Genomic DNA, 15,558 nt, shown 5'->3' with positions numbered 1-15,558 from the left:
TGAGCTCAACTTCAGTCGGCGCCAACACTGGACGGCATTCAGCAGCCGCGGTCGGCGAGGCTTAGTCACCCGATTGGATGGACCAGAAGTGGGCGCGGGCCAAAAAGGAACGACTCGGGCGCGCAGGCATTCCTGCAGGGCCTCTTCACTGGAAAGCTCTCGCACCTGGACGTTCTTCAAGAACTCGCGCTTCAACTGCTCCAGCGCCTCGGTGCCGTAAACGATCTGGCGGCACTCCTTCGCCCCCCCAACTTCACTTTCGTGCCTGAACAGAAAGCCCTTGCGGGCTTCTCTACTGGTGGAGCCTGCATTGGCAGCATGAGCGAGAGGTGCCCATGCGCCCAACAATTTGCTCGAGACTGATTGATGCGTGGTCATGAAAATTGGGATTGAAAAATGGTTAACAGGGTTCTGATCTTGCGAACGAACGATTTGTCCGCAAGGCGCGCAGGCATCTTGGTGATCAATGTAGCGGGCGACATCCTTCTTCAAACCTCCACATGTCAGTTCTTGAGAATTGGTGTGAGCGATATGTGGAAAAGTACGCAAGCTGGAGCGGCTGCGAGCGATTGCTCAACACCAGCCTGCAATTCATCCATCTCGCATTCATGGCTCTTTTGCTTAGAAGATCGTAAACACGTTCTAAGAGCGTGTTTACGATCTCCGTTGCTGGCGAAAATGGCTGAGTGAAGAGAAAGAAATACGCCAGCGACATCAGTCGAGAGAAGTTCGCATAGATAGAGCCGCTGCTGAGCAGCGTGCGCCGGCGCACCAAGCCTGCGACGATGGATGTGTATGAGGTGTTTTGCGCGCTGCTGTACCTGCTGCACACGGGCTGCCAGTGGAGGTTCCTGCCGAGCGATTTGCCCAAATGGCAGACGGTGTATGCCTACTTTGCCAAGTGGAGCGATCCCGACGCACGGTGTGAGCGTGCTGGAGCGGGCTTCAAAAAAATCAGGTTGGCGCGGCCCGTACGAGACTGGGGCGCAACGCCAGCAGCGCGTTCTTGATCGTGGACGCGCAGAGCCTGAAGAACTCGGACACGGCAGCCCTGAAGGGCTATGACGCGGGCAAGTAGGTTTCTGGCATCAAGCACCACATCGCGGTGGACACCCAAGGATTGCCGCATGCGGAGGCAGTGACCACGGCCGAGATGACGGATCGCAAGGGTGCGCTGCAGGCGCTCAAACGCGGCAAGCCCGCCCTGGGACGGGTGCTGAGCCTGCTGGCAGATGCCGGCTACGTGGGTGCACCCTTCGTGCAGGGCGTGCGAGACATTCTGGGCGAGCACGTCACGGTGCAGATTGCCAAGCGCAGCGAACTGCACACCTTCAAGGTCATGCCCAAGCGCTGGATCATCGAGCGCAGCTTTGCGTGGCTGGAGAAGAACAGGCGGTTATGGAAGAACTGCAAGCGATTGCTCGACACCAGCCTGCAATTCATCCATCTCGCATTCATGGCTCTTTTTGCTTAGAAGATCGTAAACACGTTCTAAGGGCTGTCTGTCAGCCTTCTCAGCGCATCCAGATCGAGGACTGTGATCGCGTTGTAGTTCAAGCTGATCGCACCATGTGCCACCAGCACGCCGAGCGCCTGGTTGACTGTCTGCCTGGTGACCTGCAGGAGGGCCGCAAGATCCTTCTGTGTCAAGCGCAGGCGCAGGTTGATTCCCTTTCCGGCATTGCCCCCATACAGCACCGCCAGCCGTTCGATCGTCGCGACCAGCCGCTGCTGAAACGAGCCGACGCCCTGACTGAGTAACGAATCGAGCACGACCCTGTGCTGCTTCATCAGCATTTTTGCCATTCCCTTCCAGAGGACAGGCTCGTCGTCGAGGATTTTTTGAACCAGCAGGGTTGGCATCCGGACGACCGTGACGTCGTTCAGCGCACAGAAGTCGTAGATGATGCGACTCTCCTCCTCTTCCTCACCCCCTTCTGGGTCAATGGTCCGGGTGAACCCGGCCACATAGCCGGGCCCGAGGAGTGCCACAGGGGTCCGACGTCCTCCAGGTGGAATGTGACCGACAAGCAGATGTCCCGACACGATCACAAACGTCTCAGGCATTCCCTGCTCGATCGACACCATCTCGCCCCTGGCGTATCTGCCGAGGCGCGCGCTAACGAGAAGCTTGCTCATCGCCGAGGCGGGCCACCGTGCGAAGCCCTGCGTGAGGCGCAGCGTGCCTTCCACCAGCACTGCGTCCTCCAAAGTCGCTCTGATCACTTCCCCTCTGCCTGCCCCAGGATGTCCACCACCACGCGGCGGTCCGGCTGCAGACAGGCGACCAGGCGCGGCGTGCGCTGCGTGCCCTGGCAATCGCGCGTCGCGGGGTCGCGCTCGCCCATCGAGCGCACTTCCATGGGTGCGCGTACGCCGGCTGCCCTCAGGTAGTCGCGCACCGTGTTGGCACGTTGCAGCGCCAGGCGGTCGTTGTAGGCTCCGTCTCCGAGCCGGTCCGTATGCCCTGTGATCGTCAGGCTTTGCACTTGCATCGCCTGGCTGCGCAATGCGCGGGCCAGCGCGTCGAGTTCGCCGCGGCCCTGGGGCAGCATGTCTGCCGCACTCGAGCGATCGAAGATGAAGAGCGTGTCGGCGCTGAGATTCACGCGCCGTGTCGTCGCTTGTGCGGATTCCGGAACGGGGGTGGGGGTTGGCGTCACGACGGGCGTGAGCGCGCAGTTCTGCCCCTGGCACCAGTTGTAGCGCTCGTCATGCAGGCTGCCACAGCCTGCGAGCACGAGGGTGGCGAGGGCCGAGGCGCCGAGCGCGAGCAGCTTCGGTGTGTTCTTCGTTTGCATGTGTTGTTTCCTTGACGTTGCCATTGGTTGCGCTGCGCTCACCACGCCACCCGCACACCGAGTTGCCCCGAGACACCCTCGCGGTGGGTGCCGCTGAGCGAGCGCTGGTACTGCACGCCGCCATAGAGGTAGGCGGTCTTGCTCAGCGGCAGTTGCGCTCCCACGCCCAGTTCGGCCCAGGTCTGCTTGGCCCACGCCTCGCTCACTGCGGTGCTGCCGACGGTCACGGCCTTCGGATCCTTGAATTCGTGCAGCACATTGGCCGTCACGTAGAAGGTGTTGGTGCGCGTGAGCGCGTCGCCGCGCTCGGCCTTGTCGTTCCAGGCCAGCCGCCCGCCCAGGCGGCTGCGCAGGCTCTGGCTGGTAAAGGCGTCTACCGAGGACACGTTGTCCGCAAAGCCGCGATAGCGCGTGACCTGGTAGCTCAGCTGCGCCTGCGGCTCGATCAGCCACTGGCTGTCGCCGATCTGCCAGGGGCGCCCCACTTCGACGCTCAGCCCCGCGCCGGCGCCCTTTTGCGTGCCCTCGCCGCCGTACTTGTCGGTGTACTTGTTCTGTACCGCATGCAGCTGGCCAACCAGGTCGAGGTAGCTGCCGTTATCGGCGTAGCGCGTGTGGTATGCGCCAAGGGTCGTCATCTGGCCCGTCATCTTTCCGGTGTCGTAGCCCATGCCCGCTTGGCCGCGGCGGCGGTCGCTGAAGTTCGTGCTGGTGCGCCCGTATCCCACGCTGATGCCGGTGTGGCTGCGCGACTTGTCGCCGGCGTCACCGCTGTAGGTGACCGCCAGGTCCTTGCCGAGTTGGACATACTGCATTTCCTGTTCGAAGCCGAACTGGCGCTTGCCGTCCACATCGAGGCGTTGCGCGTGCAGGCGCATCCACACCTGGTCGCCGGGCGCCTTGGCGTCGCAGCCGCAGTAATCCCACTTGAGCGTCTGCTGCTCGCCCACCCGCTTGTGCAGGCTGCCCAGCAGGCCCAGGCCCAGTTCGGTTGTGGCCATCTGGCCCATCACGTAGCCAGGAACCGCGGGGCGGAACACCTCGGGTGCTGGCACCGGCGTCGGCGCCGGGCTCGCCCCGGGGACTGCGGTCGGGATCGGCGTGGGGATGTAGACGCTAGTCAGGTAGAAGCTGTTGGCGTCGCCGTCGATGCGGCCGCCGCGGTGCAAACCGTATTCGTGGGCGCCGGCCTGCACCGGCGCGGCCAGCGTGAAGTTGCCCTCCGACGAGGTGCCAGTGACCTGGACCACCTGGATGCCGTTGACGGTGGCGGCACCGGCGCCGCCGGCGTTGGCCACGAGCACGCGGGTGGTGCCGCTGGTGTTGCCGTTGACGACCAGCTTGTCTGTGGCGCTGGCGTCGCCGCCCAGGGCCGTGTTCAGCCGCACGAGGCCGTTGGTGCCGGTGTAGTTGCCGTTGACCGTGAGCACGTTGCCGGGCATGCCCGAGGGACTGCGCAGGTCGACCAGGCCGGCGTTGTGCACATCGCCGGTGATGGCGAAAGTGCTCGCGCCCATCAGCACACTGCTGGTTGGCTGGATAAACAGACCCATCGGGGTCCCGCTGCCATCGACGCCGGCGCCGACGACCAGCGGGGCGCCAGCGAGGGTGAGGCGGGTGTTGTCCAGCGTGATGCTTTCCCAGTTGACCAGTTGGGCGCCGCCGGCCGTCGCGGTCACGCCCTGCAGGGTCAGCTTGTCGACCCATCCGTCGGCGGCCGAAACATCGTCGCCGCCGTCCAGGAGGGTGCTGCCGTTGTAGCTGGCGGCGGACACGAGTGCCGTGTCGGAGCCGTTCTGTCCGCGGAAGCCGCCCGACAGGGTACCGCCCGACCAGGTGAAGTTGTCGTTGCCGTCGCCGGCGCTGGCAACGCGGTCGTCGCCGTGGATGGTGCCGTTGAAGCTGCCGCCGGTGAGCGTCAGGCTGTCGTTGCCCAAGCCGAGGATCGCATCGCCAGCCACGGTGCCCGCCGTGGTGACGACGGCATTGCCGCCGAGCGTGTCGGTGCCGGTGTTGGCGGCGTCGCCGTCGCGGATGGCGATGCCGGAAGCGGCGCCGTTGACCGTCGCGGCTGCGCCGATGTTGACGGTTCCGCCGGCCGCTGCAAGGGTGTGGAGGGCCGCTGCCAGGCCCGAACCACTGGTCACGCTACCGCCCGTGGCATCGACCTGGTAGGTGCCCCCAGCCGAGATGGCGCGCAGGCCGTCGGCATCCGCGCCCGTCGCCGTCACAGTGCCCGCATTCATCTGAACCGCGGCCAGTCCAAGGCCGGCGTTGGAGCTGACGATGCCCGAGGCAGAGGTGCCCGATGTGCTCACCGTTCCGCCGTTCATGATCGCCGTCGCCGTCGAGGTGCTGGCAACAGTTCCGACGCTCGCTGAAATACCAACCGAATCTTGGCCAACCGTTGTGACCGTCCTCGTGTTCAATGCCGTTGCATTGCCCACAGCGCCCTGATCAACTGCTGCCTGCATGCCTTGGGCTGCGATACCAGTGGTGGATATCGTCCCTTGATTCACGGCCGTGGCGTCACCTGCACCATAAAGCACGCGGGCTGCCGTGCCACTCGCGAACTGCCCCTTGGTTGCGATGGCCCCCTGGTTGGTGGCAATCGCATCCCCATAGCCCATGACGTCCGCAAAAACGCCAATGCCGTAGGGAGACCCATTCGTCGCGACGGTTCCTGCGGCCTGGAGCGTCGCAATCGCAGTGCCGTGCTTTGACGAATCACCATTGTCGATATGCGCGCCGATCCCGGTGGAATAGGGACCATTCGTCGTGATGGCGCCGCTCGAGGTGGCCGTCGCCGTGCCATTGCCAATGGTCAACGCGTAGACGCCCCAGCCGAATGTTCCATTGGTCGTGACGGTTCCGGTGTTGCCTGCGCTGGCGTTACCGCCTGCCGCAACTGCATAGACGCCAAAATTGCCATCGATACCCGAGGCGCCGGTCGTCAGTATGGTTCCACCGTTCGTCGCTGTCGCATTGCCGGTTCCCATGGCATGGGCAAGGATCCCCTTGGCGCCTTCGGTGCCGCCGGTCTGGATGGAAGTGCCTGCCGAAGAGCTGGCAATCGCATCGCCAGTGCCGCGCGTTTCGGCATGCAGGCCGTAAGCGTAGTCGCCCGCCGTGCTGATGCGGCCGTTCAGCAGCGTGGCAATGGCCGCGCCATTGCCGTCGTTGCGTGCGTAGATACCGGCGCCGCCGGTCTGCTGCGTAGTGATCGTCGAAGCTGCGGCATCCATGGTTGCCGTTGCCGCGGCCGTGCTGGCTGGGTTCAGGACAGCGGCCCAGATTCCGTAGCCGTTGCTGCCCTGGGTCGCGATACTGCCACCCGTCATCGACGCGGTCGCGGCGCCCGTTCCGATGGCCAACGCGGCCAGCCCGACGCCACCCGAACCGTTGGCGATCAGCGTTCCCCCCGTCTGGCTGGCAATCGCGTCGCCAGACCCTGAGCCGACTGCGATGACGGTCGAGCTGGCGCCGTTGGTCGTCGCAGTGCCGCCGGAAATGGTGGCGTAAGCATCGCCGGAGCCCAGTGTCTGGGCCACAACGACCGAGTTATTCAAGGCCTGCGTGGTGGCAACACCACCCGTCATGGTGGCCACAGCATCGCCACTGCCATACGCCAAGGCGTAAGCCGCATGCGACCCGCCTGCCGCAGTGCCGGTACTGATCGAACCGCCGTTCACCGTGACCGTCGCCGTGCCTGTGCCGCGCGTGTCGGCATACAGACCGACAGAGGAACCTTGCTGTCCGGTGGTCGAGATGGAGCCGCTATTGAGGATCGACGTTGCATTGCCGTCGCCGTAGGCGACCGAGGTGACGCCAGGTGCGAATTCGCCGACGCTGGTGATCTGCGCACCATTGATGACGACCCTCGTACTGGCCGTACTAACCGTAGGACCGCTACCGACTCTCGCTTCGGCCAGCACAGCGTAAAAAGGACTGGCCCCGGTATTGCCCGCAGGAGCGGTCACATTGATCGTGACAGGGCCATTCACTTCAATCTGTTGATCGCCTGCGCCGCTACCGGTCGAATAAATACCATGGTTGTTGACCGGCGCGATGGTGATGGGCGCCGCCGTGCCGTCAACGATGACTTTGATGTTGTCGGTGCCATACGCAATGCCGGTGGTGTTCGGGTTTGCGTCCCCCGCTGGCGTTCCATCGCCCTGGCAAGTCACAGTCCCGCCCGAAACGACCGCACCGCATTCGTTGGCCGCCCAGGCGGACGATGCGCTGCCGAAAACAGCCGTCGCCAGAAGGGCCGCGCCGATCGTGATGCTTGAAGAATTCTTGCCGCGCGCGGTGCACACCTCGCTGGCCGCAACCCAAGCGCCGAGCGCCTCGTTCCAGATGCTGCGAAATGACTTGTTCACATTTACTCCCTCGTGCTAGATAGAAATAGATCGCCGACTACGTTGTGCTGGGTGAGTTGCTCCAAGGACTGAAGCGCTGCACTTCGAATCTCCGGTTGATCGCGTTTTCCGAGGCAGAGCGACCGTGCAAGACCTCGAAGTGGGCGGAATCTATCGCTGTGAAACGTCGAGGTGCAAACCGATTGAGTGCCTGTGTCGGCTACCCGACATTGGTGATATTCATTTGTTTGCGATTGTGAAAAATGTCCGGGACCCCAGGAGGAGCTACGGCGATCGATGCATCCTTCGCCGAAGCACCTCCCGCCTCGCGTCAGGCGATAGCCCGGCTTTTCCCGCTCGGACCGTCCAACCGATATCCCCTGCCGTGGACAGCCCGGAGCTCCCAGCCATTGGCCTCGAGATCCAAGACGCGCCGCAAACGGGAAATGCTGACGTCGAGGGACCGTGACTGCGTGTCTTCGCGGTTGTCCCAGACGGTCGAGTACAACCACTCGCGCGTGAGCGTGTGGCCTGCATGAGAGAACAGTTCGAACGCAACGTCGGAGTCGATCGCACGAAGGTGAACCCTCTCACCCGCAACCTCCACGGTATCGCTCAACAGAGAAAAGCGATAGCAATCCCACGCCGGATCGGATTCGGACACGCTCACACCGAAGCGCCGCATGAACATGCGCGCGACACAGCAGAATTCGACGAATGAAGTCGGGCTCACGATCACTTCATTCGTCGCATTCCAATGCAGATCCGACAGCACCGGCACTTGATCTCGCGAAGCCAGGCACAGCACCGGCGTCCAATGCCCGACCAGCGCCTTGACCTCTCTGAGCTGCATGAGGGAAGACTCGGCATCGCCCTCTACAGCCAGGAAGACCATGTCGAATTTCGGCGCAAGCGCGGCACCGCAGCGAGCCATCTCTGCAGTGCTCGCGAATACCTTGGGCTGATGCCCGAGCCTGCGAATGGCTCGGCGTCCGTACTCGCGCGTACGCAGCGTCGGGTCGAGCACCGCGATGCGCGCGCCTTCGGATGTTACGAACCTCATCGATTGCACCGCCCTTCGATTCCACGCTGGTGTGGACCGTGCACCCGATTCGCCGCTGTCGTCGACGGCTCTTGGCAAGAGGTTGCTCATGCTCAGTTCACCTTGACAGTGAAGAGGACCGTACCCGACGCGCCGGGGTCCAGCGGCCCTGTGAACTTCCAGCTCAGCGCACCCGTTCCACCCTCCGTTTGCGCGGCACTGCATTCCACGGCCGGAGCCGGGGCCGGATTGGCGGGCGTGTTCTTCTGGCAGCTCGCGAGCGTGGTCGGCGTCGTGTCCGCCTGCGCCGCAATGAACACCGTGTATTGCGGCGTCGTGTCGTTGACCGTCAAGCCGCTGATCGGGGTCGTTCCGTTGTTGGTATAGGCGATGCGGTATTCCAGCGTGTCGCCGGGCTTGGCCTGGTTGTTGATGCCGAAGCTGCCGCTGCGTGTCACGTTGCGTACTTCCTTCTTGAGTTCCAGCGCACTGGTCGACACGGTGGTGATGTCGGTCACCGTGTAGGTGGCGTTCAGGCCGGGGCTGGCGTTGGTGAAGACGAAACTGGCCTGCACGGTGCTGGTGTTGTTGTTGCCGCTCATCGCGTTGGCGGGAATGAACTCCTGCATCACGATGCACACGTTTTGCCCGGCGACCACCGTCACCGGGACGGCCGGCGGGTAGAGCAGCGCCGCGCCCGCTTGCAACGCGCCCGTGCAGCCGATGTCGGCAAAGATCTTGCCGCTCCAGCCGCTGAGCGCCGGCGTGTCCACCGAGTTCGAGATGTCGAAGCTCACTTCGCCGCCGGTGCGCGCGGTGAAGGTGTGCGGATAGCTCACCGTGCTGCCGGGAAGGCCGTTCTTGGCGCCGTCCGTGGCAAGCGTGTTGCGGTCGACGTCGCCGAAGTTCAGATCCGCGTGGCCGCTGCTGTTCCAGGTAAAGGCAATACGGTCCGGCGTTCCTTCGCGGGTGTAGGTGTAGGCGGTGCCTGTGTTGGTCACGGCCTGGCCCGAGGGCAACTGCACGACGCCCAGGGAAGCGCCGGTGGATATGCGCGAAACCGTGTTGGTTTCTTCCACGCACAGCGCATCGCCCGTGCCGACGGTGAAAGGCACGGCCAGCGCGTACTTGCCGGTGCCGTCGGTGACGGCGGTCGACAGGGTGGTTGCCGCGCAGTCGGTCAGCCGCATGACGATGCCGCTGAGCCCCATCTCGCCACCATTGATGAGGCCGTCGTTCGCGGTTCCGCCCGCCATGCCGTTGTCGAGGAACACGCGGCCCGTCACGTTCTTCGGATAGCCGTTCACGAACGTACAGGTGATGGCTGCGCCAGCGACCATGTTGGCCGCGGGAATGGCCAGCTGATTGCCCGTCAGCGTGCCGAACGCGGCGGCCGGGGTGGCGCTGTTCAAGTCCACGCAGCTGGCGCTTACCGGGTTGGCCGGCCAGCCCTGCGGCGAGGTTTCGCTGATCGTGACACCGACACCGGCCGTGCCGGTGATATTGGCAGCGCCCTCCACGCTGTCGTCACCCACCACGGTGATGCTGTCGCTTGCCACTGAAAGGCCGCTGAGCGCAAAGCGGAACAGGTTGCTGCCGCTGCCGCCGATGGTGGTCTTGACGATCTGCACCCGTGGATACGGCGGCGTGTAGGCGTTGGTGAAGGTACACGCAATGTTGCTGCCTGGCGCCGTGGCGGCCGCATCCAGCGTCACCCTGCGGTTCGGCAGGTCGGGCGTGGCGGTGCCGCCCGCCCCCATGCCGGTACAGCTGACGCCGGTCAGTGCGTAGTCGGTGGGCAGCGGGTCTTCGGTGATGGTCGTCGCCGTGCTCGGCACCGCCACGGTCTGGATGGTGCCCGCAACCGGCGTGCCGAGCGCGGTGGTGGTGAGGCTCTGCGCCGTCAGGCCGTTGTTACCGCTGAAGCCGAAGGTTCCGGTCGCGCCCAGGGACACCTTGCGGATGGTCACCGTGGCCGAGGCGGAATTCGTGAACACGCATTGCAGCGACTTGCCCAGCTGCACGCTGGCCGCGGGAATGGTGTAGGTTCGCCCGCTCGCGCCGGTGCCGAGGCTGCCGACGGGCGCTCCGGCGTCGGTGCAGCTTGCACCGGTCAGATGCCAGCCGGGTACCGCGGGTTCGGTGATGCTGATGACCTTGTTGCTCGCACTGGCGCTGAAGGTCTGCATGCCCGCTGCCGCCGTGTTGCCGTCCACCTGCGCCGGCGTACCGACAGCGATGGTGCTGACCGTGCCGCTGGCCTGCGTGGTGTTCGTCAGGTTGAAGCCGAAGGGTCCGCCAGCACCGTTGAGGGTGGTTTTCTGCAGGTTGACTGTCGCAGGCGCGCACAGCGCGCTGGTGGTGGCCTGGGCCAGGAAGCCCTGGGCCCCCGCGCCGCTCTTGATGTGGACGATCACCGTGTTGGAACCGGTCTGCCAGTTGCTCACCAGATTGGTGCTGGCCGCGGCACCCGCGACGAAGCCGGCGTAGAAGTACGGATTGGTGGGGGCCTGCGGCACGCCCGGAACGCTCTGCAGCACGCCGTTGACATAGATGGCCGCCACCGAGTTGTCGGAATAGAAGTCCAGCTTCAGCGCAAAGGTCGCCGGATTGACCGACGGCGCCATGTTGAAAGTGAAGCGGTGGTAGATGTCGACATTGCCGGTATGCGAGCCCGGGTATTGCGACACCCAATTGGCATTGCCGAACGGCGACGCGATCCAACTGGCGGGCGCCTTGTTTCCGACGTACGAGCGCGCCCATGCCGCCACACTGGCCGGACCGCCGGTCGCCGTGCCGATGCCCGATTCCCACACCGGGTCACGCCCGGTGGCCACCGGCGGGCCGGCGGGGCCGTCGAAGCCTGTGTTGAACACAGCGGCATTCGTCGAGCACATCACGGTTGGCGCAACGGGCGGCGGGGGCGGATTCGCGTCGTATGCGTTGGTGAAGGTACAGACGATGTTGCTGCCGGGCGCGGTGGCCGCCGCATCGAGCGTGAGCACGCGCCCGTTGCGCGAAGCCGATCCGCCGGCACCCAGGCCCGTGCACGAGGCATCGATCAGCGCGTAGCCGGCCGGCGGCACGCCTTCGGTGATTGTCGTGGCCGTGTTCGCGGCCGTGAGCGTCTGCACCGCCGTCGCAACCGGCGTGCCGGCCACGGTGGTGGTGATGTTCCGTGCCACCAGGCCGTTGCTTCCGGTGAAGCTGAACGTGCCGACCCCTCCCAGCGAGGTCTTGCGGATGGTCACGGTCGGCCGGCTGCCGAACCGGTAGGGCTGCGGACTCGGCAGGTAGCTGTCTTCGCCGACGCTGAAGTTGCCGCTCAGCACAGCGCCGCCCACCGTGACCTGCGTGGTGCTGTAGACCGCGGCCACGGTGCTGGTTGCCCTCACCTGGCACAGACCCGCCGCCGTGGTGGTGCAGCTACCGGCCGCGCCGACCGCGCCGCCGTTGAACGCGACATTCGGCGTGGCGCCGAAGGTCACCACCGTACCGGCCTGGACCGGATTGCCGGACTCGTCGCGGATAAACGCTTCGAGCACGTCCTGTGCGGTGCCGTTGGCCAGCTGGTTGTCGGTGACGATGCGCACGCCCGACTGGCTGCCGGCCGCGGGGCCGACCACGATGGTGGTCTGTGCGTTGGCGCAGCTCACCGTGCCGCTGGAGAAGCAGGCGGCGCCGGCTGTCGTAACCGGCAGGCCCGCGCCGCTCACGTTGGTGCTGGCGTAGTTGGTCAGCACGGTACCCGTGTCGACGATCGGCGCGGTCGCGTTCAGGGTGAAGCCGCGCACACCCGTGGTGGCCGGAATGCCGCCGGCGGGCAGCGTCATGGTGCAGTTGAGCAGCGCACCGGGAGCGCTCGGCAGCGAGCCGCAGCTCACCGACGTGACACCCGTGCCGGGCACCACCGAATTGGCCACCACGCCAGGCGGCAATTGCTCGCTCACCACGAGCGAAGTGCCGGTGGCCACCGGGCCGGTGTTGGCGAAGCTCAGGCCGTAAACGATGCTGCCGCCGGCTCCGGCGGTCGCGGACGCGGTCTTGCTCACCGCGACGCGCGCGGTGGCCGTGTTGGTGAAGGTACAGGCAATGGCCGCCGCGGGCCGCATCACGCTCGCCGGCAGGGTTGCGGTGTTGCCGTTGAGTATGGCCAGCTGCGTCGTCGGATTGCCGCTCGTCGCGGCCGCGGAGTCCAGGCAGGACACCGACACCGGGTTGGCCGGCCAGCCCGCGGGAACGCCCGACTCCTGCACCGTGGCCTCGACGCCCGGCGTGCCCACGTGCACCGTGGTGGAGGCCTGCGGCGTGGCAAGCGCGGTCACGGCGATGCTGTCCGTCGGGTTGGTCACGCCGGTCAGCGTGAAGCCGAAGGTGTGAGTGCCCGTGATGTTGGTCTTGGTCTTGCGCAGGGTGATGCGGGGCTCCCCCAGCACCGGCGTGGTCACGCTGCTGGTGCAATTGCCCGTCGCGTTGCAGGACGGGTCGCCACCGCCCGTGGCCGTCGCGGTATTGGCCACGCTTGGCGAGGCGCCCGGCAAGGGCGTGACCGGAATGACGAAGGCCGTGGTGCCGCTGGTGGCGGCGAGTCCCGCGGGCACGGTACAGCTCACGACCTGCCCGCTTGCACTGCAGCCGGCGGGCATGGTGCCGAGAGTCAGCGTGGCGGGCACGGTGTCGCTGATCGTCGCGGGAGCGGAGGTTGGTACCGGGCCGATGTTGTTCAGCGTGAGCGTGTAGCTCGAAGGCACGCCCACCGCGAAGCTCGCGGCGCCGGCGGTCTTCACCAGCTTGAGCTGGGGCTGGACGGTGTTGGTGAACGTGCAGTTGATGTCGCTTCCCGGTGCGGTGGCCGCGGCGTTCAGCGCGATGGTGCGCGTGGCCAGGTTCGCCGTGGCCGTGCCTCCCGGGCCCATGCCCGTGCAGCTGATGCCGGTCAACGCATAGGGGGCCGGCGGCACGCTTTCGGTGATGCTGGTGGCGGTGTTCGCGGCCGTGAGCACCTGTTCCGCTGCGGCAATGGCAACGCCGTCGTCTTCCGTCGTCACGTTGGTGGCGGTAAAGCCGTTGGTGCCGGTAAAGGCAAAGCTGTCCGTGCCGCCGATGGACACCTTGCTGACCGTCATCGTCGGCAGCTTGGTATTGGTGAAGGTACAGGCAATGTTGCTGCCGGCTGCCGTGGCCGCCGCGTTCAGGGTGACGGCACGCGCGGCGAGATTCACCGTGGCCGTGCCGCCCGCGCCCATGCCCGTGCAGGCAATGGCCTTGAGCCGCCAGCCGACAGGCGGCACGCCTTCGGTGATGGTGGTTGCGGCGCCTACCGTCGTCAGGCCCGATGGATCGCCCTCCTCCGGCGTGTTGGCTGCGGAGGTGGTGATGCTCTGCGCGGCGAAGCCGTTGGAGCCGGTAAAGGAGAAGCTGCCCGTTCCGCCCTCGGTCACCTTGCTGACGGTGACGACCACGCGAACGTTGGTGAAGGTACAGGCGATGTTGGCGCCGTAGTCGGTGGCCGCCGCATCCAGGGTCACCCGCCGCAGCGCGAGGTCGTAGGTGGCGGTGCCGCCCGCGGCCATGCCGGTGCACGAGATGGCGCGCAGCGCAAAGCCCGCAGGCGGCGCGGCCTGCTGCAGGAGCGTCGCGCTCCGCGTGACCCCCAGTTCCTGAGTCGGCCCCGATTCCCCCTGGCCGGCCACGGTCGTGACGATGGGGCTGACAGGCGCCGCGTTGTTGGTGCCGGTGAAGGCGAAGGAACCCACGCCGCCGTTCGAGACCACGGTGGTCGTGACGCGGGGCGGCATCAGCGGCGGAGTGAGGTAGGCCAGGACGATGGTGTCGGTTTCATCCACCGCGATGCCGTCGTCGTTGTTGGGGGTCGCATCGTTGGGCACCGTGCAGTAGTGCGGGTTGCCGGACGGTGCCGCCTGAACGCAAACCCTGGCGCCATTGACGACCGGGTAGCTGCCGGCCGCCACTGTGGGCTGCGGAAACACCGGGATGTCGAAGTTGGCTTCGCCGCCGTCCGTCATGCCGGGCCCGCTCGAGCCCGCGAGCAGCGTGGGGTTGAGCTGGCAGGTCACCACCACCGGCGAGCCGGCCTTTGCGCAGTTGGCGGGCAAGGTGCCGGTGTTCCATCCGGCGGGAAGGGCCAGCACCGCAGTGGAGTTGTCGGTGGCCGTGGTGCGGCCCGGGCCGAAGTTCTTGGCCGTGAGCCTGACGATGCGTTCCTGCCCGTGGCTGGTCCAGGCGTCCGGCGGCACGGCGACCCGCACCTGCAGGTCGGGCCGGCCGGTGATGATGTTCGTGCAGGTGTAGTCCTCCTGCGTTGCGAGCGTGTGCGAGGTGTTGCAGGTACCGGTCCTGACGACGTTGTGGACGCTGACGCCGCTGGGTGCCAGGGCACCGCCGCTGTAGCTGGTGCCTGCCGATGCGTAGCTTTCGTAGGTGTCCTGGTAGCGGGCGATGTTGTTGGCAACGGTCGGCGGGTAGAACGGCAAACGGCCCGCGGTCGGGCGCCAGGTGGCGGTGTTCGTGCTGGGGCCGAGCGCCTGGCTCCAGGCGTAGTTGACGAAGCTGATGCGTTGCGAAACGCGTGCGTCGGGAAACTCGCTTCGCACGCCGGAGAAGCCGTCGATCAGCTCCCCGCCGCCGTGGTCTTCCAGGCCGTTGCAGGTGTTGGTGGCCGAATAGGGGCAAACGGTGCGCGGGGCGCGCAGGGGACCTGGCACCGCCGAGCCGGGACCGGTGCCGCCGTCGTTCGTGGTGATGCCCAGCGTGTAGCTTGCGCCTCCGGTGGCCGCGACGCGGAACCAGTCGCCCGCCACCACCGTGACCGGCCGGCAGGTGAAGGTGAGCTGCGTCGGATAGATGTTGCCCGACGATCCGTTGAACATGCGGTCGACGCCGCCCATCACCGCAATCACCGTGCCGGCCGGGCATGCCTGCGGACCGCGCAGCGTCATGCCGTTGATGGGACGGCCCGCGGCCCCGCGCTGGGTCGGCGCGCCCCAGGTGATGGTCGCGGCGGTCGCGCCCTCGGTGACGGTGAACGGAGAGCAGCGCAGTTCGTACGCACGCAAGCCGCCGGTCAGGTTGGCAAAGGTGCCGTTGACCGCCGCGCTGTGATAGCGCTCCCACATCGTCAGGCCGGTCGGGAACCCGCTGGCGCAGTAGGTTCTCATGGACAAACCGTTACTGGAGCCCACCATCGTGCCGTTGATCAACGTACCGGCCTGCGGCCTGAGCACCTGCTGCGCATGTCCGGAAAGCGGCACGGCCAGCAGCCATAGCGTGCACAGGAGCCACCACCTTGCCGTGCCCGCAATCGAGCGCAGCGTGTTCTTGAGTCTTTGCATGT

5 protein-coding genes and 1 pseudogene are annotated in these 15,558 nt (G+C 65.9%); 1 reads left to right on the top strand and 5 read right to left on the bottom strand.

Features of this window, described 5'->3' with window-relative positions:
- The first annotated feature begins 737 nt into the window (after positions 1-737).
- Positions 738-1,474, top strand: a pseudogene (locus tag ACAM55_RS29235) (IS5 family transposase).
- 17 nt (positions 1,475-1,491) lie between these two features.
- Here the strand turns inward: ACAM55_RS29235 and ACAM55_RS29230 are convergent.
- The 5 genes from ACAM55_RS29230 to ACAM55_RS29210 all read right to left on the bottom strand — a co-directional run bounded on the left by ACAM55_RS29230 (position 1,492) and on the right by ACAM55_RS29210 (position 15,556).
- Positions 1,492-2,199 (bottom strand): Crp/Fnr family transcriptional regulator, encoded by a 708-nt coding sequence (locus ACAM55_RS29230; RefSeq protein ID WP_369656756.1) that lies wholly within the window; start codon positions 2,197-2,199, stop codon positions 1,492-1,494.
- Positions 2,200-2,222: 23 nt separating this feature from the next.
- Positions 2,223-2,801: an OmpA family protein gene (locus ACAM55_RS29225; protein ID WP_369656755.1), complete on the bottom strand. Its 579-nt coding sequence runs from the start codon at positions 2,799-2,801 to the stop codon at positions 2,223-2,225.
- Between the two features lie 38 nt (positions 2,802-2,839).
- The gene (locus ACAM55_RS29220; RefSeq protein WP_369656754.1) at positions 2,840-7,183 is read right to left on the bottom strand and encodes an autotransporter outer membrane beta-barrel domain-containing protein; all 4,344 of its coding nucleotides are present in this window, start codon (positions 7,181-7,183) and stop codon (positions 2,840-2,842) included.
- A 310-nt stretch (positions 7,184-7,493) separates the two neighbouring features.
- Complete coding sequence (locus ACAM55_RS29215) at positions 7,494-8,315, bottom strand: winged-helix domain-containing protein (protein ID WP_369656753.1); 822 nt, start codon at positions 8,313-8,315, stop codon at positions 7,494-7,496.
- 2 nt (positions 8,316-8,317) lie between these two features.
- Positions 8,318-15,556 carry a hypothetical protein gene (locus tag ACAM55_RS29210; RefSeq protein WP_369656752.1) on the bottom strand — a complete coding sequence of 2,413 codons (7,239 nt, stop codon included), beginning with the start codon at positions 15,554-15,556 and terminating at the stop codon, positions 8,318-8,320.
- Between the last annotated feature and the right edge of the window lie 2 nt (positions 15,557-15,558).

It is taken from the genome of Variovorax sp. V213 (genome assembly GCF_041154455.1).
Taxonomy (GTDB): domain Bacteria; phylum Pseudomonadota; class Gammaproteobacteria; order Burkholderiales; family Burkholderiaceae_C; genus Variovorax.
Note: the sequence above shows the minus strand (reverse complement) of the source record. Positions and strands in the feature narration are given on the sequence as shown.